Annotated in this window: 20 protein-coding genes; 10 read left to right on the top strand and 10 right to left on the bottom strand. The window is 71.3% G+C overall.

The window, feature by feature from the left end:
* Nucleotides 1-154 precede the first annotated feature (154 nt).
* From ABZU76_RS50725 to ABZU76_RS50715, 3 genes are read right to left on the bottom strand one after another with little or no spacing between them, the layout of a single operon-like run.
* Nucleotides 155-769 carry a class I SAM-dependent methyltransferase gene (locus tag ABZU76_RS50725; protein WP_354885441.1) on the bottom strand — a complete coding sequence of 205 codons (615 nt, stop codon included), beginning with the start codon at nucleotides 767-769 and terminating at the stop codon, nucleotides 155-157.
* A complete protein-coding gene (locus ABZU76_RS50720) occupies nucleotides 766-1326 on the bottom strand; it encodes a helix-turn-helix domain-containing protein (RefSeq protein ID WP_354885439.1) in 561 nt (186 codons plus the stop codon). Before ABZU76_RS50720 ends, ABZU76_RS50725 begins: the two co-directional genes overlap by 4 nt.
* 40 nt (nucleotides 1327-1366) lie before the next feature.
* On the bottom strand, nucleotides 1367-2362 hold the full coding sequence (locus tag ABZU76_RS50715) for a LacI family DNA-binding transcriptional regulator (RefSeq protein ID WP_354885436.1): 996 nt from the start codon (nucleotides 2360-2362) through the stop codon (nucleotides 1367-1369).
* Nucleotides 2363-2701: 339 nt separating this feature from the next.
* Between ABZU76_RS50715 and ABZU76_RS50710 the strand changes: the two genes are divergently transcribed.
* The 3 genes from ABZU76_RS50710 (at nucleotide 2702) to ABZU76_RS50700 (ending at nucleotide 5166) form a co-directional block, all read left to right on the top strand.
* A complete protein-coding gene (locus tag ABZU76_RS50710; RefSeq protein WP_354885433.1) occupies nucleotides 2702-3271 on the top strand; it encodes an NAD(P)H-dependent oxidoreductase in 570 nt (189 codons plus the stop codon).
* Between the two features lie 66 nt (nucleotides 3272-3337).
* The gene (locus tag ABZU76_RS50705; RefSeq protein WP_354885430.1) at nucleotides 3338-4324 is read left to right on the top strand and encodes an ATP-binding cassette domain-containing protein; all 987 of its coding nucleotides are present in this window, start codon (nucleotides 3338-3340) and stop codon (nucleotides 4322-4324) included.
* The gene (locus ABZU76_RS50700; protein WP_220238866.1) at nucleotides 4321-5166 is read left to right on the top strand and encodes an ABC transporter permease; all 846 of its coding nucleotides are present in this window, start codon (nucleotides 4321-4323) and stop codon (nucleotides 5164-5166) included. Before ABZU76_RS50705 ends, ABZU76_RS50700 begins: the two co-directional genes overlap by 4 nt.
* Before the next feature lie 84 nt (nucleotides 5167-5250).
* On the opposite strand, the gene ABZU76_RS50695 is transcribed toward ABZU76_RS50700, so the two are convergent.
* Complete coding sequence (locus tag ABZU76_RS50695; protein WP_354885427.1) at nucleotides 5251-8313, bottom strand: AAA family ATPase; 3063 nt, start codon at nucleotides 8311-8313, stop codon at nucleotides 5251-5253.
* Nucleotides 8314-8765: 452 nt separating this feature from the next.
* Between ABZU76_RS50695 and ABZU76_RS50690 the strand changes: the two genes are divergently transcribed.
* From ABZU76_RS50690 to ABZU76_RS50680, 3 genes are all read left to right on the top strand, one after another.
* Nucleotides 8766-8960 (top strand): hypothetical protein, encoded by a 195-nt coding sequence (locus ABZU76_RS50690; protein WP_354885424.1) that lies wholly within the window; start codon nucleotides 8766-8768, stop codon nucleotides 8958-8960.
* On the top strand, nucleotides 8960-9919 hold the full coding sequence (locus ABZU76_RS50685) for a GH25 family lysozyme (RefSeq protein ID WP_354885421.1): 960 nt from the start codon (nucleotides 8960-8962) through the stop codon (nucleotides 9917-9919). The genes ABZU76_RS50690 and ABZU76_RS50685 overlap by 1 nt, the downstream gene beginning before the upstream one ends.
* Before the next feature lie 304 nt (nucleotides 9920-10223).
* On the top strand, nucleotides 10224-11498 hold the full coding sequence (locus tag ABZU76_RS50680; protein ID WP_354885418.1) for a cytochrome P450: 1275 nt from the start codon (nucleotides 10224-10226) through the stop codon (nucleotides 11496-11498).
* A 284-nt stretch (nucleotides 11499-11782) separates the two neighbouring features.
* Here ABZU76_RS50680 and ABZU76_RS50675 read toward each other — a convergent pair whose 3' ends face one another.
* Entirely contained in the window at nucleotides 11783-12412 is a 630-nt protein-coding gene (locus tag ABZU76_RS50675) for an alpha-ketoglutarate-dependent dioxygenase AlkB (protein ID WP_354885415.1), read from the bottom strand.
* A gap of 110 nt (nucleotides 12413-12522) precedes the next feature.
* Here ABZU76_RS50675 and ABZU76_RS50670 point away from each other — a divergent pair, with 110 nt between their 5' ends.
* Nucleotides 12523-13569, top strand: a complete 1047-nt coding sequence (locus ABZU76_RS50670; protein WP_354885412.1) for an alcohol dehydrogenase catalytic domain-containing protein — start codon at nucleotides 12523-12525, stop codon at nucleotides 13567-13569.
* Here the strand turns inward: ABZU76_RS50670 and ABZU76_RS50665 are convergent.
* Complete coding sequence (locus ABZU76_RS50665; protein WP_220238873.1) at nucleotides 13553-14149, bottom strand: helix-turn-helix domain-containing protein; 597 nt, start codon at nucleotides 14147-14149, stop codon at nucleotides 13553-13555. The two genes, ABZU76_RS50670 and ABZU76_RS50665, sit on opposite strands and share 17 nt — an antisense overlap.
* Nucleotides 14150-14304: 155 nt before the next feature.
* On the opposite strand from ABZU76_RS50665, the gene ABZU76_RS50660 reads away from it, so the two are divergent.
* Nucleotides 14305-14910 (top strand): hypothetical protein, encoded by a 606-nt coding sequence (locus ABZU76_RS50660; RefSeq protein ID WP_266118377.1) that lies wholly within the window; start codon nucleotides 14305-14307, stop codon nucleotides 14908-14910.
* Nucleotides 14911-14932: 22 nt separating this feature from the next.
* On the opposite strand, the gene ABZU76_RS50655 is transcribed toward ABZU76_RS50660, so the two are convergent.
* Together ABZU76_RS50655 and ABZU76_RS50650 are read right to left on the bottom strand one after the other, a co-directional pair.
* Nucleotides 14933-15874, bottom strand: a complete 942-nt coding sequence (locus ABZU76_RS50655) for an RluA family pseudouridine synthase (RefSeq protein ID WP_354885408.1) — start codon at nucleotides 15872-15874, stop codon at nucleotides 14933-14935.
* 47 nt (nucleotides 15875-15921) lie between these two features.
* Nucleotides 15922-16314, bottom strand: coding sequence for a DUF5313 domain-containing protein (locus tag ABZU76_RS50650; protein ID WP_354885405.1), 393 nt, complete (start codon nucleotides 16312-16314; stop codon nucleotides 15922-15924).
* Between the two features lie 115 nt (nucleotides 16315-16429).
* Between ABZU76_RS50650 and ABZU76_RS50645 the strand changes: the two genes are divergently transcribed.
* Nucleotides 16430-16873, top strand: coding sequence for a MarR family transcriptional regulator (locus ABZU76_RS50645; RefSeq protein ID WP_354885402.1), 444 nt, complete (start codon nucleotides 16430-16432; stop codon nucleotides 16871-16873).
* A gap of 4 nt (nucleotides 16874-16877) precedes the next feature.
* Here ABZU76_RS50645 and ABZU76_RS50640 read toward each other — a convergent pair whose 3' ends face one another.
* Both ABZU76_RS50640 and ABZU76_RS50635 read right to left on the bottom strand, forming a co-directional pair.
* On the bottom strand, nucleotides 16878-17399 hold the full coding sequence (locus ABZU76_RS50640) for a YceI family protein (protein WP_220238878.1): 522 nt from the start codon (nucleotides 17397-17399) through the stop codon (nucleotides 16878-16880).
* Complete coding sequence (locus ABZU76_RS50635) at nucleotides 17396-17998, bottom strand: hypothetical protein (RefSeq protein ID WP_354885399.1); 603 nt, start codon at nucleotides 17996-17998, stop codon at nucleotides 17396-17398. The genes ABZU76_RS50640 and ABZU76_RS50635 overlap by 4 nt, the downstream gene beginning before the upstream one ends.
* Before the next feature lie 120 nt (nucleotides 17999-18118).
* Here ABZU76_RS50635 and ABZU76_RS50630 point away from each other — a divergent pair, with 120 nt between their 5' ends.
* Nucleotides 18119-20863 (top strand): AAA family ATPase, encoded by a 2745-nt coding sequence (locus ABZU76_RS50630; protein WP_354885396.1) that lies wholly within the window; start codon nucleotides 18119-18121, stop codon nucleotides 20861-20863.
* The last annotated feature ends 344 nt before the right edge of the window (nucleotides 20864-21207 follow it).

Raw genomic sequence — 21207 nt, 5'->3', positions numbered from 1 at the left:
GCTCTCTCACGATCATGGGACTTCGACAATCACATGATCAACAGAGACCGTGCCCGCCCTACAACCAGGCCCAAAGACTTTGCCGGAACCCTGCCCAGGGAGGGCGGGGGTCTGTCTCCCGACGGCTGGAGGCCCGCACACGGTTCTTGTGTTGTTACCCAGGAGCTTGTGGCTTGCGCAGCCGCACGGCGGTGATGAAAGGCAGCCCAGCCAAGTGGAAGACGGTGGCTTGGCCGGCGAAGTCGAGGCCCGCATTGCGAGCCAGTGCGACTACTTCCGGCACAGTCTCCGTGCGGTTGCGGCGGGGCAGGACGCGGGAAGCAAAGCGCAGCCACCCGCGGGTGAAGTGTTCGGCCACGACGGCGGTGCCACCCGGCGTGAGGACGCGGTGGATTTCCGCGAGGCCCTGGGCGGGGTCGGCCCAGTGGTGGAACGACATCGTCGACAGCATCAGGTCGAAACTCCCAGAAGGATACGGGAGGGATTCCACAGTGCCGACGGAAAGCGTCGCCGGAAAAGGCTTTTCGCGTGCCCGCGCGAGCATGCGGGACGCGGGGTCCACACCGGACAGAGCGGCATCCGGGAAGCGGGCGTGGACCAGGGCGAGGAGCTCGCCGGTGCCGGCGCCCACGTCGAGGACCGAGTGGGGCGGGGCAGCGGCGGCGAAGGAGAGCGTCGCGCGGTGGACGGCGCCGAAGAAGCCCTGCAGGGTCGGCTTGTCGTAGGTGTCGGCGCGGGCGTCGAAGCGGCCGACGTCGTGGTAGGTCATGGTGCTCCGATCGTCGCGATGAGGGCGGCGGAGGCGGCGTCGATGGCGGTGGCGACCGTCTCCTCGGAAGCGGGACGGCCGGCGTCGAGCCAGGTGAGGATCGTTTCCACCGAGAGGGTGGTCAGCAAGGTCGCGGCCCAAGCCCGGCGCGCAGGATCGGGGATTTCCGCCGGCAGCGCCGATTCGGCGACCAGGGAGCTCCGCGCGCGGAAGTCGGCGGCCCACGAGTCGAACTCCGGTTCACGCGCGACGTGGCGGAACAGCAGCCGGAAGCCGTCCGGATCGGAGGCCGCGGCGGCGACCGCCGCACGCACCAGGTCAGGACGGCCCGACGTGGCCACCCGCAGGCGGTCGCGGACGTCGTCGAGCACTGCGCGGTACAGGTCGGGCTTGCCGGCGAAGTGGCGGTAGATGATCGTCGCCGTCACGCCGGACTCGCGGGCGACCTGCTCGATCGTGGTGGCCGCGTAGCCGTCGCGGGCGAAGGCCGTCCGCGCCGCGGCGAGGATCTGCGCGCGGCGTTCGGCGCGGGGCAGGAGCTTGCGGCCGGTGTCCACGAAAGTGTTTATAGCGCTCTGTACACCCCGGTGTAAACAGTTACCGGCGAACGCGCGTCGACTCCCGCACCACCAGCTCCGGTGTGAAGACCTCTTCGCGGTGCGGCGCCGGGTTCTCCTCCGTCTCCGCGAGCAGCTGCTCGGCGGCCGTGCGCCCGAGCCGGAACGCGGGCTGGCGCACGGACGTGAGCGGGACGGCCGCCGCGCCCGCGAACTCGATGTCGTCGTAGCCGACGATGGCCATCTCGTCCGGCACGCGCACGCCGGCGCCGACCATCGCCTGCAGCACGCCGAGCGCGAGCAGGTCGTTGGCGCAGAACACGGCCGTCGGCCGGGGGCTCATGCCGAGCAGGCGCGCGCCCGCGTCGCGGCCCGACGCGACGTCGAGGCCGATCGCCTCCACCCCCGACAACTGCGCGCCCGAACCGGTGAGCACGGAGCGCACGCCGGCGTCGCGGTCGCGGCACTGCGTGAGGATGGTGGGACCGTTCACGAACCCGATGTGGCGGTGCCCGGTCTCCAGCAGGTGCCGGGCGGCCAGCGCGCCGCCCGCGACGTCGTCGACCGACACGGAGCTCGCCTCGTCCGCGGGCACCTTGCGGTCCACGAACACGTACGGAATCCCGCTACGGCGGAACGCCTGCATCGCGTCGCCGGCGGTGTCGACCGGGCTCAGCAGCACGCCGCGCACGCGCTGCTCGGCGAGCATCGCGAGGTACGACGCCTCGGTCTCCACCCGCTGCCCGCTGTTGCACGTGATGATGTTGATCCCCTGCGCGTGGGCGGCTTCCTCGGCGCCGCGAGCGACGTCGACGAAAAACGGGTTCCCGAGGTCGAGCACGAGCAGCGCCATGATCCGCGAACGCCCGGCGCGCAGCTGCCGCGCGGACTCGTCGCGCACGTACCCGAGCTCCTGGATGACCGACAGCACCCGGTTGCGCGTGGCCGTCGCGACGACGTGGGGCCGATTGACCACATTGGACACAGTGCCGATCGAAACGCCTGCGCGCTTCGCGACTTCCTTGATGCCGACCACGGCCCTCCCCTCGCCCTTGGGGCGGCCAGCCTAACACGATGATGAAACGTTTCAGCAGGCGCCGTCGGCACGGGACCGGTCCCGGCTGGAACAAGTTGGCGTCGGCGCCGTGAACGTCGTGTCGTGGTGCTGCTGGCGGGCAAGCCGTTGTTCACCCGCGGGAGGGCTTCACCGCCGGCGTCGCGATGCTGGTCGGCGCCGCCGCGCTTGTCTCGCCCGTGCTTGACGTGCGGCACGCGCGGTGGGCCGGGCCGGCCGCGGCCGCACCCGTTCTACGCCTGACGCGCGCCGCCAGATCGAATCTGGCGGCGGCTCGCGCGCATCTGGCGCCCTGAGGGTGTGCAGGAGAAGCTGCGGGTGGCCGTGGTCGTCGCCAGCACCCGGGAGGGTCGGGTGGGTGGCGGCGTCGGCCGGTGGTTCGTCGAGCGGGCCGGTGCGCGCACCGGGCTGGACCTCGACGTGGTCGACCTCGCCGACTTCGCGATCCCGGCGTGTTACCCCGCGCGGCCGACGCCGGCGATGGCCGGGTTCGCGCGGCGGATCGCCGCGGCGGAGGCGTACGTGGTCGTCACACCGGAGTACAACCGCAGCTTCCCGGCGTCGCTCAAGCAGGCCATCGACTGCGCGTACGACGAGTGGCGGGCGAAACCGGTCGGATTCGTCTCCTACGGCTACCGCGCCGCGGGCCGCTACGCGGTGGAGCAGCTTCGTGGGGTGTTCACCGAGCTGCACACGGCGACGTTGCGCGACGCGGTGTGCCTCGACCTGCTCGAAGCCCGCGTGTCTGACGGTGGTTTCCGCCCCGATCCGGAGCGGTACGGGCACGCCGTGACGACGTTGCTCGACGAGCTCGTCTGGTGGGGGCTCGCCCTGCGCGACGGGCGGCGGGCGCGGCCCTACTGCGCGTGAACCGACGGCGCGTGAATCGACTGTGGCTGACCGACTGTGGCCGAACAAGAACGGGGAAGGACAGACATGAGCAGTGCCACCGCCGAGCCGGCGATCGAGACCGCCGGGCTCGTGAAGGTGTTCGGGGAGACCCGGGCGGTCGACGGCATCGATCTCGTGGTGCCCGCGGGCACCGTCTACGGCGTCCTCGGCCCCAACGGCGCGGGCAAAACCACCGCCGTGCGCATGCTGGCGACGCTGACCAGGCCCGACGGCGGTGAGGCGCGCGTGTTCGGCAAGGACGTGGTGCGCGAAGCCGATGCCGTGCGCAGCCGCGTGAGCCTCACCGGGCAGTACGCGTCGGTCGACGAGGACCTCACGGGCACCGAGAACCTTGTGATGCTCGCCCGGCTGCTCGGGCATCGCAAGCCCGCGGCCCGGTCGCGTGCGGCGCAGTTGCTGGAGGCGTTCGGGTTGACCGACGCGGCGGCGCGGCAGGTGAAGAACTATTCGGGTGGCATGCGGCGGCGGTTGGACATCGCGGCCAGCATTCTCAACACGCCCGATCTGTTGTTCCTCGACGAGCCGACGACGGGGCTGGATCCCCGCAGCCGCAACCAGGTGTGGGACATCGTGCGGGCGATCGTCGCGCAGGGGACCACGGTGTTGCTGACTACGCAGTATCTCGACGAGGCGGATCAGCTGGCGTCGCGGATCGCGGTGATCGACCACGGGAAGGTGATCGCGGAGGGGACGAAAGGCGAGTTGAAGGCTTCCGTCGGCGTCGGGGCTGTGCATTTGCGGTTGCGTGATGCCGGCCAGCGCGAGGCGGCGGCGGAGATTTTGGGGCGGACGCTGGAAGCGACGGTGCAGTTGGAGCCGGATCCGGTGGCGTTGACGGCGCGATTGTCGGCCGACGAGCACCTCGGCTCGGCCGAACGCGCCTCGCGGGCCCTCGCGGAGCTGGCGCGGGCCGGCATCACTGTTGACACGTTTTCGTTGGGTCAGCCGAGTCTCGATGAGGTGTTCTTGGCTCTGACTGATCGTCCGGCAAGTGAGGAGGTGGCGGTGTGACGACTGTACGCGAGGCTGATGTCGAGCTGGCGGCGCCGAAGGTCGAGGATTTGGCCGCGTTGCTGGTGGCGGTGGAACGGCCGCCCAGGCCCAGCGCGCTGTCGACGTCGATCACCTTCGGCCGGCGGGCGGTGTTGAAGATCAAGCATGTGCCGGAGCAGTTGTTCGACGTCACGGCGTTTCCGATCATGATGACGTTGATGTTCACATATTTGTTCGGTGGTGCTTTGGCGGGTTCTCCTTCGCAGTATCTGCAGTTTTTCTTGCCGGGTATTTTGGCGTCCAGCGTTGTGATGATCACGATGTACACGGGGTTGGCTGTCAATACGGATATCGAGAAGGGCGTGTTCGACCGGTTCAGGACGCTGCCGATCTGGCGTCCCTCGGCGATGGTGGGGTATTTGCTGGGGGACGCGTTGCGGTACGTGATCGCGTCTGTGGTGATCATGGTCGTGGGGTTGATTCTGGGGTTCCGGCCGCCGGGTGGTTTCGGGGGTGTGGTGGCTGGGGTTGTGCTGCTGCTGGTGTTCTCGTTCGGGCTGTCGTGGGTGTGGACGATGTTCGGGCTGCTGCTGAGGTCGGAGAAGTCGGTGATGGGGGTGAGCATGATGGTGATCATGCCCCTGACTTTTCTGTCGAACGTGTATGTGGATCCGTCGACGATGCCGGGGTGGTTGCAGGTGTTCGTCGAGTTGAACCCGATTACGCAGCTGGTGAGCGGGGTTCGGTCGATGATGGCCGGGGCTTGGGACTTCGGGGCGATCATGTGGACGTTGATCGCGGCTGGAGTGCTGACTTTGGTGTTCGGGACGTGGACTATGCGGTTGTACAACAGGAAGTGAGTGCTCGGCTCGCTGGAAAGAATGCGGCGGGCCACTTCCCCCACCCGCCCACGGCGCGTGCGTTCTGTTGCCGGTTGCCTTGGGCTACAGGCGCCAGGTGGTGGGGGTCGGTGGGTGGTAGGAGCAGCTCGACCCGGTGGTGATGGTGGCGTGGAGGTGGTCGGCCAGGGTGGGGTGCAGGTCGGCCAGTTTGCGGATGGCGTCGCGGATGCGGGCGGTGACGGCTTTGCGCGCGCGTTCGGATTCGTCGCCCAGGCGGCGGGTACGGCCGGCGAGGCCGGAGGAGGTGCGGAGCTCGGTGAGGAGCGCGGCGCGTTCGGTGTCGAGGGTGGCGGCGCGGGTGTCGTCGCCGAGGGTGGTGGCGTGGTCGATGGCGGCGTCGAGTTCGGTGAGGCGGTGGCGGTAGGCGGCTTTGGCCGTGTCGTCGAGGATGGGGGTGCCGGTGAAGGTGGGGGCGACGTCGGCCTCGGGGGCGAGGAGGCGGACGGCGGGGACGTCGGTGCCGGGGCGGCCGAGGAGGAAGTGGAGGTCGCGCAGGCCTTTGGAGTCGGGGACGCGGGTTTCGTGGCCGGCGTAGCGGAGGTACCAGACGGCGTCGGTGCGGCGGAACTCGTTGAGGGGTAACGGTTCTGTGCGGGCCGAGCGGACGCGGGCGGGGATGTGCTGCATGCCCAGCGATGTGGCTTCCGCGGTGACGGTGTCGAAGAGTTCCGCCGCGCGGTGGGTGTCGCCCAGGTTCTGGTAGGCGGTGGCGAGGTGGCTGCGGGCTTCGATCGACCACGGGCGTGCGCGCAGGCGGTCGGCGGAGCGGGCGGCGGAGGTGAAAAGGTCGACGGCGAGGTCGTGGTCGCCGAGGGTCGCGGCGAGCAGACCGGTCCAGAGGTCGACGGGGCCGCTCAGATCGCAGCCGTACAAGGAAACCAGCCATTCGCCGGAGTACGGCGCGAGCTCGGCCAGGAGGCGTTCGGCGGCCGGGCGGTCGCCCAGCACCGCGGCGGCCTGGGCCTGGCAGCGTAGCCACAGCGGGGTGAACTCGCGGGAGTACGGGGCTTCCGCGGTGGCCTCGGCGAGCAGCTCGCGGGTGGCGGCGGCGTCGCCGGCGTGGGCGGCGGCGAGGGCTCGCAGGAGGCCTGGGTGGGAGTGCCCCGCGTCGCTCATGCGGGCGGGCAGGTCGGCCAGCTCGGCGAAGCGGCCTTGCAGCAACAGAGCGCTCCAGCGCAACTGGTCGCCCATGAAGCCGAACTCGCGTTCGCTCAGGCCGAGGTGCGCGTCGAGCGCCTGCTGCAACGCGACGTCCGAGTCGGTGAAGCGGCCGTGCAGGGCGCAGATGACGCTGCGGTCGATTTTCGCGGCCAGTTCGGCGCCGCGCAGGCCACTGTTTTCCGTCAGGGCCTGGAACGAGCGGAATTGGTCGAGGTAGCGCGGGTCGCCCTGTTCGAGGAGTGCGACCCACTTCAGCGACGACGCGAAGTATTCATTCTCGCGGTCGCCGGTGCGCCGGGCGACGGCTGCGAGTTCGTCCGTCAGCCGTTCGCGTTCGGCGCCGCTGCCGGGGCCCCAGATGGCGTCGTGGCGGGCCCACAGGGAGAACGCGAGCGCGTGGTCGTCTTCGTCGTCGCGGGCGAGCATGGCGGCGCGGGCCGTGAGCTCGAGCGTGACGCGGTCGAGGGACAGCTGTTCGGCCGGCGTGCCCGCGCACAGACGGCGGTGGGCTTCCAGCAGGAGTCCGGACACGAGCTCGTGGCGCGCGCCGCCCGGGTCGACGCGGGCGAGGGTGAGGCCGGCGCGCGCGAGCAGCTCCGCGTCGTCGAGTTCGCGCACGCTCGCGACGGCGCCTTCGAAGTGCGCCCAGGCCTCGTCCTTGTCGTCGACGCGCCAGAGCAGTGTGCCCAGTTCCAGCTGGACGACCGCACGCGTGCGGGAGGTCGGTGCGCGTTCCAGCGCGCGCCGCAGGTGGCCGATGGACTCCTCGATGGCGAGGCGCGCGCTGGCATCCCGGGCGGCCGCCAAGAGCAGCTCGACGGTGCGGGCCGGCTCGACGAGGGCGCCCGCCAGGTAGGCGTGCCGGGCGCGTTCGGCGGGACCGACCAGGTCGGAGCCGGCGACGGCCGCGTGCCGGCGGGCCGCCCCTTCGCCACCGAGGCCGGCGTAGCGCGATTCGCGGACCAGGTCGTGGGCGAACGCGAAGCGGCCTTCGCCGAGCGCGACCACGAGCCGCGTCGCGACGGCCTGGCCGAGCAGGTGGTCGACCTGCGGCACGGGTGCGCCGGCGACCGCGGCGAGCAGGCGCAGCGAGAACTCCCGGCCGAGCACGGCGGCGTCGCTCAGCAGGTCCGCCACCTGGGCCGGCAGCAGCGAAAGCCGGCGCTGCAACGCGTCGGCCACGCCCGGCGCGACGGCCGAGACGGGGCTGCCGCTGCGCCAGAGCCGCGCGGTCTGCTCGACGAAAAACGGGTTGCCGCCGGTGCGGCGGTGCACGTCGGCGGCCAGCTCGGCGCCGGGGTCCGTGCCCGCGGTGCGGCCCATCAGCTCGGCGACCTGCGCGGGGTCGAGTCCGGTGAGCGTGACGGTGGTGGCCTTCGCGACGAGCGGCAGCACGAGCTGGTGCAGCGGGTGACCGGGCGCGTCGACCTCGACGTCCCGGTACGTGCCGATCAGCAGCAGCCGCTCGAACCACGTGTGGCGCGCCGCGAAGTCGAGCAGCCGCAGCGACGCGGGGTCGGCCCAGTGCAGGTCGTCGAGCACCACGACCACAGGCCGGTCGTGCGAGAGCGTGATGAGCGCGCTCGTGACGGCGTCGTGCAGGCGGAACGCGTCGCCTGGCTCGGGTGATTCGCCGAGCAGCGCCGACAGGGTCGCGGAATCCGCCGCAGCCCACTCGTGCGGCTCAGCGGCCCGGCGCAGCGCACGCACGACCTGCACCCACGGCCAGTAACCGGGCGCGCTGCCCGATTCCCAGCACGTGCCGGCCAGCACGAGCGCCCCGCGTTCGCGAGCCTCGTCGGCCAGGCCCGTGACGAGCGTGGTCTTGCCGATGCCGGCCTCGCCTGTGACCAGCACCAGGCCGCCGTGGCTCGCGGTCGCGCGCGCCAGCTCCGCGCGCAACACCGAGGCGGGGTGCTCCCGTCCGATGAGCGCCGCAGTCATGTCCGTTTCCTCCGGGTTCGTGAGCCGAGCGTCTCACGGCGCGGCGTCGTTCGTCGCGCCCATTCCGGGCGGGCTTCGGCGCCGACACGTTCACGCCGGGGGGAGAGCTCCTCTCCTCGGCCATCACCATTCTGGATGACGACACCGACAATCCGGTCGCGCTCGTGTGGGCGAGACGTCTGAACCTGCTTCGGACGACTGGTAGTGACGAACCGGCGCCCGGCTCGGCCCGGCCCTGACGATTTCGTGGTGAACCCGCTGCGCGACAGGCGAAAGCGGACTGGCTCACTCGCCGTCGTGGCGCTGCCCCGTGGCTCCGGCCTCCTGCGTTCGGAGGAGGCGAATACCCATGGTGGCGGTGTCGTCCGCGTGGCGCGCGTGGCAGGTTACAAGGCAGCTCCAACTCGCGAAACGGACAAATCGTCCCAAGCTGAGCAACTGGGGGAGCAGTCGTGCCGACGAACACGGCCACCGCCACCGGAGCCGACCGGGTCGCCGCGCCGCGGGCGGAAACGCGGCTGGCCCGGCGTGGCCGACATCCGCGCGGCACGACGCGCCAATGGTGGAACCACCGCGTGGTCGACGCCGTTCGCGAGCTCGGCGGCACCCACCCGGCGCCCACCTACGTCACGGAAGGCGGTTCCTGATGGCGCTCGGCATCGACATCTACCGCAGGTTCCAGACCGTCACCAGCTGGCCCGCGGTCAAGCAGGCCGGCGTCACGTTCGTCTACGTCAAACTCTCCGACGGTGGCGGTACCCCCGCCGGCGGCCGCGCCGACAACGAGGTGAACGGCGCCAGGTCCGTCGGCATCCCGGTCGGCGGCTACCACTTCGTCCAGGCGAGTCCCGGCGCCGCGGCGCAGGCCGACATCCTCCTCGGCGAGGTGATCCGGCTCGGCGCCACCGGCTGCGTCCCGATGCTTGACCTGGAGGACAACCCGCCCGGTTCGGGGGCGCAGAACATCCCGGACAGCCAGAAAGCCGCGTTCGGCAGGGCGTTCTGCCAACGGATCGACGCTCGTGGGTTCCGGCCCGGCGTGTACATGAACAACGCGCTCGCCACGCTGCTGCGCCCGGATCGCTGGGGCATCCCCGGTCTCGTGATCTGGATCGCCCGCTACGGCGCACGGCCCGCCGCCACCGCCGGCCGCTACGACATCCACCAGTACAGCTCGTCCGGGACCATCCCGGGCATCTCGGCGGCCGGAGTCGATCTCGATGAGAGCTACACGACGGCGCACTTCGGCGCACTCAAGACCCCGGGAGAAGAGGAGGACGAGGACATGAGCAGTGACCGCGGAGAGGCGACCGAGCCCGGCGAGTGGGGCAAGCTCCACATTCCGGTGAACGGCGGCCGGTACCTGCGGCTGGCGTCGAGCTACGACCAGCCGATCACCCTCGACGGCATCTCGCTCGTGGGGGACACCCCCGGTGTCGCGGGCCGGGACGTGGTCACCGTCCAGGCCGGCGGAAAGGTCGACGCGGACCGGCCGGGGCCGTGGGATCTCGCCGGGGCCAGCGGGGCCTACGCCAGCAAGTCACACGTGGTCGTCCGCTACCAGTGCGCCGGCGCGGTTAAGGGCTGGGTGAACAACCGCGCCTGACGTCTTTTCGTGCAGGGCGTGCGAATCGTCACGTTCACCCGGAAGGGTCGGCGCGTCCGAAACACGCTCGGAGGCCCCGGCAACCTGAGAACGCCGGGGCTTTCCGCCCTCCGATGGAGACCGCGGTGTCCACTGTGGATGGATCGGCGCGATCGGCGCCCGCCGGACCTGAGCCGGTGCCGCGTCCCCGCTCCCACACCGCTGGTCACGGCCGGGTCACGGCGCATGTCGTGATCCCGAACCGCAGGTGACGGCTGTCTCCGCGCCGATCACCCGAACGGCGGCGTGAGGTAGTGTCGCTGTCATGGGGAGTCTCCGCTCGCGAATCCTCGCCTGGGCCGGTCGCCGGTACATCGCGAGGCAGCAGAAGCGAGGTTTCGACCTCGAGAAGATGGCGTTCCTTCCCGACTCCGCGCTGGAACCGCTTCGGCGCGTGGGGCTGGACCCCGTGCCGTCGCTGGGGCAGCGCCGGGCCGAGGAGCCCATCAGCAAGATCGACCTGCCGTTCGGCATGAACGCGTGGCTCGTGACCGGCTACGAGGAGTCCAAGGCCGTTCTCGGCAAGGTCTCGGAGTTCAGCAACGACTTCACGAACCTCGTCGGCAACGCGGGCGTGACCGAAGACCAGAACCCGGGCGGGCTGGGCTTTGCCGACCCGCCGGTGCACTCGCGGCTGCGCAAGCTGCTCACGCCGGAGTTCACCATGCGCCGGCTCAACCGCCTCACGCCGCGGATCGACGAGATCGTGAACGAACAGCTCGACGCGATGGCCGCCGCCGAGGGGCCCGTGGACCTGTGGGAGGCGTTCGCGCTCCCGATCCCGTCGCTCACGATCTGCGAGCTGCTCGGGGTGTCCTATGAGGACCGTGCCGACTTCCAGCGCCTGAGCACCGCGCGCTTCGACCTGTTCGGCGGCGCGGGCGCGTCGCTGGGCGCGATCTCGGAATCGCTGACCTACCTGCTCGACATCGTCAAGAAGCAGCGCGAAGAACCGGGCGACGGCCTGCTCGGCATGCTCATCAAGGAACACGGCGACGAGATCGACGACCTCGAGCTCGCGGGCCTCGCCGACGGCGTGCTCACCGGTGGCCTCGAAACCACCGCCAGCATGCTCGCCCTCGGCGCACTGGTGCTGCTCCGCGACCCCGCCGCGTTCGACGCGGTCCGCGGCGACGACGACTCCGTGCACCGGTTCGTGGAGGAGCTGCTGCGCTACCTCACCGTGGTGCAGATGGCCTTCCCGCGCTTCGCCAAGGAAGACATGGACATCGCGGGCGTCCACATCGGCGAGGGCGACATCGTGCTGGTGTCCCTCTCTGTCGCCAACCGCGACGCCGCGCTGGGCACCGACATGGAGCGCTTCGACCCCCGGCGCGACCCGTCTTCCCATCTGGCCTTCGGGTACGGCATCCACCGCTGCATCGGCGCGGAGCTCGCGCGCATGGAGCTGCGCACGGCCTACCCGGCCCTGGTGAAGCGGTTCCCGGACCTGCGGCTGGCCGTCGAGCCGGACGAACTGGCGTTCCGCAAGGTCTCGATCGTCTACGGCCTCGACTCACTGCCGGTGCTGGTCCGCTGACGCCACGCTCGCGAGGCGGAGGATTCGGCGAAGAACGGCTCCGGACGGGACTTTTCCGCCGCCTCGGCTGACCGGCGACCGTTTCACGCGCACGAGTTCGCCGGACTCTGCGCGGCAGCAGGGCACCGATCTCCGTGACGACCGGTGCCACCGGGCTTCTGGCCGCCGGCTGCAACGGACCTCTCGCGCAGGGCCGGTGTCGTCGGCGGACCGTTCGCGGCGATCGACATCGCCGGGAACTCCGGTGGCGCGCTTCGTCGTGGCTTTCCCACGCCGCCGACCGGCTAACGCACCCCTTTCGGCCGGAACTGGATGCTGATCCGCGGCCCCACCCCCTTGCCCGTCTTGGGGATGGCGTGTTCCCACGTGCGCTGGCAGGAACCGCCCATCACGATCAGGTCGCCGTGGCCCAGCGGGTAGCGGTGGGACTCCCCGCCGCCGCGGGGGCGGAGGGCGAGGTGGCGCGCGGTGCCCACCGAGAGGATCGCGACCATCGTGTCTTCGGAGCTGCCCCGGCCGATCGTGTCGCCGTGCCAGGCGACGCTGTCGCGGCCGTCGCGGTAGTAACACAGGCCGGAGGTGCGGAAGGGCTCGCCGAGTTCGGCCGCGTAGTGCGCGGAGAGCGCGTTGCGCGCCGAGGTCAGCAACGGGTGTGGCAGCGTCTCGTCTTCGCGGTAGAAGCAGAGCAGCCGGGGCACAGCGACGACGCGGTCGTACATCTGCCGCTGCTCGGCGTGCCACGGGACGTCGGCGACCAGGCGCGTGAAAATCTCGTCGGACCCCGACAGCCAGCCCGGCAGCACGTCGACCCACGCGCCGCGGCCGAGGTCGGTGCGCCGGATCCCGTTGAGGGAACCCAGAGCAGCGCCTTCGAAGCCGGACCCGAAGAGGGATCCCTGAAGTGCGTGACTCATGCCCCCACCGTACACGAGGATCGAACACCTGTTCGGATGTCTGATTTTGAGACCGGCGACGCCGCGGACCCGTCGTAGCGTCGAGAGTCGGTCCCGACCCGGAGGTGGCGATGAAGGCACTGGTGTACCACGGACCCGGAAACAAGGCGTGGGAAGACGTTCCCGACGCGACGATCAAAGAGGTGACCGACGTCGTGGTGAAAGTCGACACCACCACGATCTGCGGCACCGACCTCCACATCCTCCACGGCGACGTCGCCGCGGTCACCGACGGCCGCATCCTCGGCCACGAAGCCGTCGGCACGGTCACGGCGGTCGGTGACGCCGTCGGCAGCTTCAAAGTCGGCGACCGGGTGCTCGTGCCGGCCGTCACGCGCTGCGGCCGCTGCGACTACTGCCAGCGGGGCATGCCCTCGCACTGCCGCACGGTCGGTGGCGTCGGCTGGATCTTCGGGCACCTCATCGACGGCACCCAGGCCGAGTACGTCCGCGTGCCCTTCGCCGACACCTCGCTCTACCACGTGCCCGCCGAGGTCACCGACGAGCAGGCCATCTTCCTCGCCGACTCCCTGCCCACCGGCTACGAAGTCGGCGTGCTCGCGGGCGAGGTGCGGCCGGGCGACACGGTCGCCGTCGTCGGCTCCGGCGCGGTCGGGCTTGCCGCGATCCTGACCACGGGCCTGTGGGGCGCGTCGAAGGTGATCGCCATCGACGCCAATAAGTTCCGCCTCGAGAAGGCCCTCGAGTTCGGCGCGACGGACACGGTCGCCGCCGGGCCCGACACCGTCGCGGAGGTCCTCGCGCACACCGACGGGCTCGGTGTCGACGTCGCCATCGAAGCCGTCGGCTACCCCGAGACCCTGCAGACCGCCGCCGCGCTCGTGCGGCCCGGCGGGCACGTCGCGAACATCGGCGTGCACGGCGTGGGTGTGGAACTTCCCATGCAGGACCTGTGGATCCGCAACATCACGCTCACCATGGGGCTCGTCGACACCGTGTCGATCCCGACGCTGCTGAAGATGGTCGCGAGCGGCCGCATCCCCGCGGAGAAGATGGGCACGCACACGTTCACCTTCGACCAGCTCGACCAGGCCTACGACGTGTTCGGCAACGCCGCCGACCACCAGGCGCTGAAGGTGATCATCCAGCCGGCGTAGGCGGATCGGCCGGCTTCGGGTGCGCGGTGACCACCAGCCGGTGCGTCCGCGCACCCGGAGCCGATTCGTCGTGGTAGCGCGAGACGAGCCCGGCCACGAGCGTGGTCAGCTCGTCGGTGAACGCCGCCCGCTCGCGCGCCGAGCGGAACGCGATTTCCGTGTCCAGTGCCAAAGTCGGCAGCGGTTTGCCGGCGCGCGCCGCTCGGCGCACGAGACCGGCGACCTCGCGCACGGTCCGGCCGGCGACCGCCAGCAGGTAAGCCGAGGAGAGCCGGTCGGGCTGCATCGCCGACGTGCCGGCGTCGCCGAGCGCGGCGGGGGAGACCTGATACGACGCGGCCGTGGCGGCGAAGAGGCGTTCGGTCAGCCCGCCCCACTGGCGCTCGCCCGCGGGCTCGACGAGGCCGTGGGATTCCAGTGCGCGCAGGTGGTAGTTCACCTTCTGGCGCGTGAGTCCGACGCGCGTGGCGAGCGAGGCCGCCGACGCGGGTTCGGCCAGCGCCGCCAGCAGGCGCGCGCGGACCGGGTCCAGCGCGGCTGCCGCGGCAGCCGGGTCCTCGATCACCTCGACGTCCCGCACGGTCCGAGCCAAGCATTGACAAACAAAGCTGTCAAGAGTCGTGAATCCGGCTCTTGTCTGTTTTCGTCCGTGCTCGTACAGTGATCATCCAGGTTCGACGCAGTGGTCTGGACCTGTCCCACTACCGCCGCCCTGAGTTGTACGGAGGTTGGCAAGTGCGAGGAAGACTACGCCTCGGCGGGGTGCTCGCGGGGGTCGTGTGCGGGCTTGCGGTGGTGGCTCCGGTGGCCGATGCTCAGGTCGGTACCGGTCCGTGGAAGTCGTGGTCGCCGGGGTTCTCCGAGCAGGAGCGCGGGTGCGGGCAGATCAACGGGCTCACGTTCCAGCTCACCTGCTCCACGGGCAGCGGTGACCAGCGCGCCGAGCGCCGGTACGACACGTACACGGGCGGCACGCACCAGTTCGAGGGCTCCTTCAAGGTCACCAGCATGAGCGGCACGCGCATCAGCGTGAAGCAGACCTTCCGCGACGGGTCGAACGCCGGACCGTACTTTCTGCTGGCGGTGGAAAAGGGCGGCCGGATGTACGCGGTGGAGGGCGGTCAGACGCTCGCCAGCGGCGCCACCGTGGGCACTTCCGTGCGAGTCAACACCATCAACCAGGTGGGCAGCACGCACAAGGTGTACATCAACGGTTCGCTCAAGCAGACCATCGACAGCCCGAGCGGTAGTTATTACGACAAGTTCGGTTCGTACCGCACCAGCAGTGGTGCGGGACCGATCACCGTGCAGTGGAGCGGTGTGAAGTTCTGGACGAAGTGAGTTCGGCGCGGCGTCCTCGGGCTCAGTGCGCCGGGGACGCCGCCCACTTGTCCGGTGAGTCCCACGCCGTCAAGCGCAGGGAACTCGTGAACCGGCGGTGCTCGCCGCTCACGGGATCGTCGAACTCCAGCACCTTGGCCAGCAGCTGCAACGGTTTCGTGAAGTCGTCGAGCGGTTTTTCCGTCAGCACGGGGTAGAAGTCGTCGCCGAGGATCGGGATGCCGAGGCCGGACAGGTGCACGCGCAACTGGTGTGTGCGGCCGGTGGCGGGCAGCAGGCGGTAGCGGCCGAGCCCGTCGCGGTGTTCGATCAGTTCCACGCGGGTCTCGGCGTTCACCGGACCCTCGATCTCCTGTGCCGCAAGCACTCCGCGTTCCTTGACGATGTGGCTGCGGACCGTGCGCGGCAGCTCCAGCGAAGGATTGTACGGTGCGATCGCTTCGTATTCTTTCTTCACGCGTCGGTCGCGGAACATCGTTTGGTACTTTCCGCGCACTTCGGGTGTGATCACGAACATCACCAGCCCCGCGGTCACGCGGTCGAGGCGGTGCGCGGGTGACAACGCCGGCAGGTCCAGGTCGCGCCGCAATCGCACCAACGCGGTTTCGAGGATGTGCTTGCCCCGGGGGATCGTGGCGAGGAAGTGGGGTTTGTCGACCACCAGCAGGTGTTCGTCGCGGTGCACGACCGTGATGTCGAACGGCACCGCCACCTCGTCGGGCAGGTCGCGGTGGAACCAGATGAACGAGCCGGGCACGAACGCCGCGTCGACCCCGAGTGGCCCGTCGAGGCCGAAGATCCGCTCCTCGCGCAGCATCTGTTCGATCCGCGCCGGGTCCACCCGCGGCAGCCGCTCCACGAGGTGCTCCAGCAACGTGCCCCACGGGCCCTCGTCGGGCATCCTCAGCCGCGCCGGGTCCAGCCCGTGGCGCGGCGGCAGCGGGCCGCGAAGCTTGCGTCTCATCGGACGCCGACTCTAGTCGTGGCCGGCGGCACCGCTGCCGGGAGCGGTCACTCGCCCGTGTTCTGGCGGTAGATCGCGATGTAGCGGGCCTTCGCGTCGGCGTCGGCGGCTTCGGCGGCCTCGCGGCGGAGGCGCTTGCCCGTGCCGGGAGGGAAGCCGTTGCGGGAGAGGCGGTGCTCGATGCTTTCCTCCATGTACACCGACGAGTAGAAGTACGCGACCAGCGCCGCCATGAGCACGATCGCGAGCCGCAACGCCAGCGGGCCCGGCAATAGCAGCCACACGAGGCACAGCGGGATGAGGCCCACGGAACTGCGCAGCACGTGCCGCGCCTTCCAGTGCTTCGACGTCGTGTCGTGCAGGATCCAGTCCCGGTAGCGTTCGGGCAGACGCCCGCCTACTGCGTACCAGAACCAGCGGAAGACTCCCGGACGGTCCATCACGCCTCCTTGTCGGCTGTCCTCAGGGTACACTAATCATTAGTGCGCTAATCGATAAGGTAGCCGAGGCCACACCCGAAGCCGTTAAGGTGGCCCGGACCAGGAGGAGGACCCCGTGGCAGAGATCGACTTGGGCGACGACCCGCTGAAGCTCGACCGCCAGGTGTGCTTCGCGCTGTCAGTCGCCTCGCGCAGCGTCATCGCGGTCTACCGGCCCCTGCTGGAGCCGTACGGGCTGACGCACCCGCAATACCTCGTGATGCTCGCGCTGTGGGAGAAAGCCCCGCGGTCGGTGAAGGACCTCGGGGCCACGCTGCGGCACGAACCCGCGACGCTGTCTCCGTTGCTCAAGCGGCTCGAAGCGATGGGCTACGTCACCCGCGGCCGCAAGGCTTCCGACGAGCGGCAGCTCACCGTCGAGCTCACGGAGAAGGGCCGCGCACTGCGGGCCGAGGCCGAGAAGATCCCGTACCGCGTGGTCGAGGCGCTCGGCATGGAGGTCTCCGAGCTGGAGGCCCTCCACGCCGTCTTGAGCCGCGTGATCGAGGCGACCGCCTGAGTGCTCAGCGCGGCGCCACGAGCACCGCGTCGATGCCGATTTCCAGGTAGCGCCCCACGATCGCGCGCGGCGCGCTCATGCCGAGCGGTGCCCGGTCGAGCGTCGCGCGGGCCTGGAGGCGCACCGAGCCGCGGCCGGTGTCGGCGGGTCGCTCGACGGTGAGCGTGAGCGGGCACGTGGTGCCGCGCAGGCTCAGGAACCCTTGCGCCGCCCAGCCTTCCGGGCAGGTGGTGATGTCGCCGGACGCGAAGGTCATCGTCGGTTCCGTGCCGCAGTCGAGCCACTGGGACTTCTGCAGGTCGCGGTCGCGGCGGCGGTTGCCCGTGTCGATCGCGGACAGGTCGAGCTCCGCGCGCAGGGCGGTCGGCGTGCCGGCGGTGTTCACGTGCACCGTCGCGGACCGGACGGGGATCGAGCCGTGCACGAGGTGGAAACCGAGCTTGCGCACGGTGAACGTGGCCGACGTCCGTCCGGTGTGGACGGTCCAGGTGCCGGGACGCAGACGGGTGGTGGTGGGGGTGCTCATCGGGTACCTCCGGTGGTGACGGATGCGGGCAGGGTGTGGTGGAAAACGCGGTGCAGGTCGATCCGCTCGGGACCGGTGAGCAGGGCCGGGTCCTCGTCCGGCAGCAGCTCGGTGCTCAGCACCGCTTTCTGGACGGCTTCGATCGCGGCGACGGACTCGGCGAACCCGAGCACGAGCCCCGCGCCGTCTTCGGCGCGCAGCACGAACACGGGACCGATGCCCGGCACCTGCCGGGCCGCAGGCCAGAGGCGCTCACGGCCCGCGAAGTCCTCGGCGCGGACCTGCGCCTCGTCGCGCGGCCCGGCGAACCGGCTGGCCTGGGCGTAGTTCGGCGCGCCCGGGGCGAACTCGGCGGAGACGACCTCGTAGACGTCGGTGTCGAGCCACGTCGTGCCGGGACGGGTGTGCGCGGCGGCTTCGTCCGCCCACGCGGCATCGGGCCAGAACGCGACGGCCGCGCCGAGCACGCCGGCGACCTGGCCGAGCACGCACCCGCCGAGGGGCGCCGGACCGGGGTGCAGCTGCGCGGCGAGGGCCCGGCCCCAGTCGCCGCTCTCGTCGGCGGTGTTCCGCCGGAACTGGTGGACGGTGGCGTACATGCTGCTCCTTCGGCCTGGGGTGGGAAGTTCGACGAGGTCCACCTTCGCCCCGCGCGGACGTTGCGGACATCAGTGCCAGTACGCAGACGGACCACTGAAACCCGGCGCATACTTGCCTGCGTGACAGGCTCCGTGCCGTTCGTCGGCCGGGCCGGGGTGCTCGCCGACCTGCGCGGCCGGTTCGCCGCCGGCGCGGCGGGCACGGGTGCCCTGGTGCTGCTCGGCGGGCCTGCCGGCATCGGCAAGACCACGCTCGCCGAGGCCGCCACTGCCGGCCTCGCCACGGTGTGGGGCCGCTGCGTGGACGATCCCGGCGCGCCACCGCTGTGGCCTTGGCGTCGCGTGCTGTCGGCACTCCCCACGGCCGGTGCCGAGGTCGCCCGCGCTGTCGCCGACCTGGACGGGCGCGCTGGCACGGACCTCGTCGCGGCGCGGTTCCGGCTCGTCGCCACGGCGGCCGACGCCCTCGTCGCCGCGGCCGAGCCCGGCGGTCTCGTGGTGGTGCTGGAGGACCTGCACTGGGCCGACGAAGCGTCGCTGCGGCTGCTGCGCCACCTCGCCGGCGAGCTGCGCCGCTCGCGGCTGGTGGTGCTCGCGACCTACCGCGACACCGGCCCCACGCTCGACGAAACACTGCCCGAGCTGCTCGGCGGCCCCGCGACGCACGCGGTCACGGTCGCGCCGCTGGCCGAGCCCGACGTTCGGAGGTACCTCACCGAGGTCGCCGGCGCGGCCGTCGGCGACGCCGAGGTGCGCGACGCGCTGCGCCGCTCCGGCGGCAACCCCCTGTACCTGCGGGCGGTCGCGCGCTCGGCCGGGTCCGGAGGCGGGCGCGCCGAGCTGCGCCACCTCGTGCGGACGTCGGTGGCCGGGCTCGCGCCGGAGGTGCGCGAGCTGGTCGCGGTGGCGGCGGTGCTGGGGGAGGAGGTGGACTGCGGCGTGGTCGCCGACGTCGCGGGCCGGCCGGCCGCCGAGGTCGTGCCGTTGCTGGACGAGGTCGTGCACGCGGGTGTGCTCGTGCCCGTCGCGGCCGGGCGGCGCCGGTTCGCGCACGCCGTGGTGCGCGACGGCGTCTACGAGGACCTCGACCAGGGCGTGCGCGAGGCCCTGCACGCCCAGGCGGCGCTGGCGCTGACCCCGCGAGCCGAAGCCGATCCCGCCCACGCCGGGGTCGTCGCGGTGCACTGGCTGCGGTCGGCCGCCGACCCGGCGACGCTGGGTCGCGCCGCCGACTGGGCTGTGGTCGCCGCGCGCGAGGCGACGCGGGCGCTGGCTTTCGCTGAGGCAGCAAGGTTCTTGACCTTCGCCGTGGACGCGCGACGGCGAGCGGGCCGGACCGACGGGCTCGCCGAGCTGCTCGTCGACCTCGCCACGGCCGAGTACCGCTCGGGCCGCTTCGGCCCGGCCCTCGACCACGCGGAACAGGCGGCCGAACGCGCGGAGACTCCCGAGACGCTCGCCGCCGCGGCACTCGTCGTGCGAGATCTGTCCGCACCGGAACTGTTGCCCCGGCTGGGCAAACTCGCCGACACGGCGCTCGGCGCGCAAGTGCCCGACGCCCTGCGCGCCCGGCTGCTCGCGCAGGCCGCGTCGGTCGCCGCCGATGTCGGGCACACCGAGGAGGCCCGTCGGCTGGCCGACGAAGCGCTCGCGCTCGCCGAACGCGGCACCGACGACGAGGCCCTGCTCGACGCCGTGCGTGCGCGGTTCAAGGTCCTCCCGATCGAGCTGCCGCTCGACGACCGGCTTCGGCTCGGCTCCCTGGCCGTGCGCTTCGGCGACCGGCAGCCGCTTTCCGCACTGTGGGGCCACAAGTGGCGCATCGACGCCGCGTTCGAGACCGGGGCGATGGCCGTGGTCGACCACGAGACCACGGCCGTGACGGCACTCGCGGCGACGAGCCGGCTGCCTCTGGTGCGCTGGCACGACCTGCGGCTACGCACGTCGCTGCTCGCGTTCCGCGGCGCGTTCGCCGAGGCGCGTGAGCTGAACCGGCAGGCCAGGGAGCTGGCGGTGGCCGAGCTGGCGGACGACCGCTCGGCGCTCGGCATGTCGTCCGCGTTCAGCCTGCAGCTCGCGCTCGTGACCGGCGACGTCTCCGAGATCGACGAGCACTACGACGAGGTGCTCGCCACCGTGCCGACCCTGCCCATCGCCGTGGTGTCCCGGCCCCTCGTGCACGTCGTCCTCGGGGAGGACGAGGCGGCGCTCGCGGGGTACGAGGCCGTGCGCCACCTCGCGCGTCAAGAAGGCTTCGACCTGCGGTCCAGCGGGGTGGGGCCAAACCTGCTGGTGCTTGTGGAGGCCTTCGGCGACGTCGAGACGGCCCGCTTCCTCGAGCCCGTGCTGCGGGCCGCCGAGCGGGTGCTGTCAAGCGGCGCGGGCGTGTACTGCAGCGACTGCGGCACGAGCTGGCTGGCGCGCCTCGCCGTGGTGCTCGGCCGGGCCGAGGAGGCCGCGCGGCTGTTCGAGGCCACGATCGCGGCGAACGTACGGGTCGGCGCGCGGCCGTTCGTCGCGCAGAACCGCCTGCGGCTGGCCGCGGTGCTCGCGACCCTCGGCGACACCGGCAAGGCCCGCTCCCTGGCGCGTCAGGCTCTCGACGAAGCGCGCCGGCTCGTGATGCCGGGCGCCGCGGCCGAGGCCCAGGCGCTGCTGGGCCGGCTGAGCACGACCGGCCCGCTGACGCCGCGCGAGCGCGAGATCGCCGGCCTGGTCGCCGACGGTCTGGCGAACCGCGCGATCGCCGAGCGGCTCGTGGTCTCCGAACGCACGGTCGAGAGCCACGTCCGCAGCATCCTGGCCAAACTCGACCTGGCCAACCGCACCGAGATCGCCGCCTGGTCCCACCGCGGCGGCGGGTAACCACCCACCCGGCCACTTCGCCCTTCCTTACCCCGCCCACCCCCTGCTCACCGCCGCCCGCGGGCGCACGGCAGTCGAGTGGCCAGCCGGTGAGCGGGCAGGAGATGAGTGGCCAGCCGGTGGGTGGCCAGGAGGTGGGCGATAGGTGAGAGCCAGGAGGAACGTGGACGGCAGGCGAGCGGGCAGATCCAGGCGCCTTCAACCCAACTCACCCTGCCGAGGCGACCCACCGGCGAGATCGCGCCGGCTTCCGGATTGGGGCGGTGCGATCGGCCCCTCGGCCGCCTTCGGCTGCCCGTGCTCCGTGTGCGGCCGCCCGGCCGAGCGCCTGTGGTTCCTCGCCG

The sequence above is a fragment of the Amycolatopsis sp. NPDC005232 genome, from assembly GCF_040607795.1.
GTDB lineage: Bacteria > Actinomycetota > Actinomycetes > Mycobacteriales > Pseudonocardiaceae > Amycolatopsis.
Note: the sequence above shows the minus strand (reverse complement) of the source record. Positions and strands in the feature narration are given on the sequence as shown.

Bases quoted from the DNA above. Each gene is read 5' to 3' on its own strand.
- ABZU76_RS50725 (WP_354885441.1), bottom strand. From the start codon at position 769: ATGACCTACCACGACGTCGGCCGCTTCGACGCCCGCGCCGACACCTAC.
- ABZU76_RS50705 (WP_354885430.1), top strand. From the start codon at position 3,338: ATGAGCAGTGCCACCGCCGAGCCGGCGATCGAGACCGCCGGGCTCGTG.
- ABZU76_RS50695 (WP_354885427.1), bottom strand. From the start codon at position 8,313: ATGACTGCGGCGCTCATCGGACGGGAGCACCCCGCCTCGGTGTTGCGC.
- ABZU76_RS50685 (WP_354885421.1), top strand. From the start codon at position 8,960: ATGGCGCTCGGCATCGACATCTACCGCAGGTTCCAGACCGTCACCAGC.
- ABZU76_RS50680 (WP_354885418.1), top strand. From the start codon at position 10,224: ATGGGGAGTCTCCGCTCGCGAATCCTCGCCTGGGCCGGTCGCCGGTAC.
- ABZU76_RS50675 (WP_354885415.1), bottom strand. From the start codon at position 12,412: ATGAGTCACGCACTTCAGGGATCCCTCTTCGGGTCCGGCTTCGAAGGC.
- ABZU76_RS50670 (WP_354885412.1), top strand. From the start codon at position 12,523: ATGAAGGCACTGGTGTACCACGGACCCGGAAACAAGGCGTGGGAAGAC.
- ABZU76_RS50655 (WP_354885408.1), bottom strand. From the start codon at position 15,874: ATGAGACGCAAGCTTCGCGGCCCGCTGCCGCCGCGCCACGGGCTGGAC.
- ABZU76_RS50650 (WP_354885405.1), bottom strand. From the start codon at position 16,314: ATGGACCGTCCGGGAGTCTTCCGCTGGTTCTGGTACGCAGTAGGCGGG.
- ABZU76_RS50640 (WP_220238878.1), bottom strand. From the start codon at position 17,399: ATGAGCACCCCCACCACCACCCGTCTGCGTCCCGGCACCTGGACCGTC.
- ABZU76_RS50635 (WP_354885399.1), bottom strand. From the start codon at position 17,998: ATGTACGCCACCGTCCACCAGTTCCGGCGGAACACCGCCGACGAGAGC.